Below are 1,619 nucleotides of genomic sequence, written 5' to 3'. Positions count from 1 at the left end.
GTCAGCCCAAAAACTTGTATTTCCAAATTTTAGCGTAGATAAAAAATGGCATACGCGATCGCGCGATTAAAAAAATTAAAGCGGGGTAACATATCAGGGAGTGCATCTCACACCGCGCGAGAAAGAGAAACCCCTAATGCAGATCCCACTCAAAAAAATATTCGGTTCATCGGTAGCCTCGACCCAGAGGAACGACTAGAGGATTTAGTCTTAGCCAAGATAGGGGACTCGGAGCAGAAGCGGAAGATTCGCACTGATGCGGTGTACTGCGTGGAGTTACTGTTGAGTGCATCGCCCAGTTATTTCCGTCCCGACTGCCCCACCCAAGCCGGTTACTATGAACCACAAAAGTTGGATAACTGGGTAGAAGCGACTCACCAGTGGTTAGCGGATGAATATGGATCTCGCATTGTCCGCGCCGAGTTACACCTGGATGAAGCCACACCCCATATTCACGCTTACTTTGTGCCGATTGATGATGAGGGACAGCTACGGTGCAATCATTTCTTTGACGGGCGGCAGAAGATCCAACAATTTCAGGATTCGTACTACCAGACAATGCGGCTAATTGGGCTAGAGCGGGGTATCAAGGGAAGTAGAGCGCAGCACCAGGACATTAAAGATTTTTACCGCATAGTGGAGGAGGGGCGGGATTTAGAAGTTGATGAGCTAAGTGCAGCGCAATTGAAGGCCAAGGCTGCCGACCGAGACAGGGCGAATCAACGTAAACAGGAAATGGAGGCTACAGCCAAAGCTCTCTCACTTGAGAATGACCAATTACGGCGGCGGATAGAGCAATTGGAGCAAGATAATCAACAATTACGAAAACTTACCGAATGGTCAACTGATTTAGCTTTGGATGATGTTGCTTGGGAGTTGGGACTGTGGCATAAAGGGAATGAATGGGTAGGACGAAACCACATCATTAATATAGATGCCTCTCAATTTACTGACTTTGGCAATGGTTCCTCGTTAGGGGGTAATAGTGCTATTGATCTGGTGAAACACGTTAATCAATGTAACCAAACAACTGCGATCGCATGGATCGGGGAGCGATTTGGTGAAGTCGGGGCCCAAAGGGCAGCGATCGCTCATGCTCAAAAAGTTGCGGCTGACATTATCCAAACTCAACCAGCACCCCAATTCACCCCACCCGTTGAGGATAAAGCTAATTGGTCAGTCGTTGAACATTACCTCAAACAGAAACGAAGCATACCTTCTGATTGTGTACAAATGTTACATAACCAGGGGCTAGTTTATGCCGACTCAAAAGCAAATGTAGTTTTTGTGATGCGGGATCTCAACGGAAAGACCAAAGGGGCATTTTTAGAAGGGACAGCTAATACATTTTCTGGTTATGAGTTAGGTACTGTTCGCCGTGATAGCTGGTTTTACTTTACTTTGGGGAAAAAGCCTAGCGAACAAACTAGTACTGTCGTGCTGTCTGACTCTCCCATTGATGCCATTTCAGTAGCCATGCTGGAATATCAGGTTAAAGGAATACCAGAAAACAGAACAGTTTACATGGCAGCAGATGACACTTCAAATTTACCTGTTGAAAGATTACGTAATGTGACTCATGTACAGGTAGCTTTTAGTCAATCAACAGTGGCACGGGC

General features: G+C 46.3%; 1 protein-coding gene. It reads left to right on the top strand.

Annotated elements, in window-relative coordinates; all coding sequences use genetic code 11:
- Positions 1–45: 45 nt before the first annotated feature.
- Positions 46–1,619: MobV family relaxase (gene mobV / locus F8S12_RS39740; protein WP_196521776.1), on the top strand; the 1,574-nt coding region annotated here is incomplete at its 3' end.

The organism is Nostoc sp. WHI (assembly GCF_015714725.1).
GTDB lineage: Bacteria > Cyanobacteriota > Cyanobacteriia > Cyanobacteriales > Nostocaceae > Nostoc.
The sequence above is the reverse complement of the archived record's forward strand: the minus strand, read 5'-3'. Positions and strand labels throughout refer to the sequence as shown.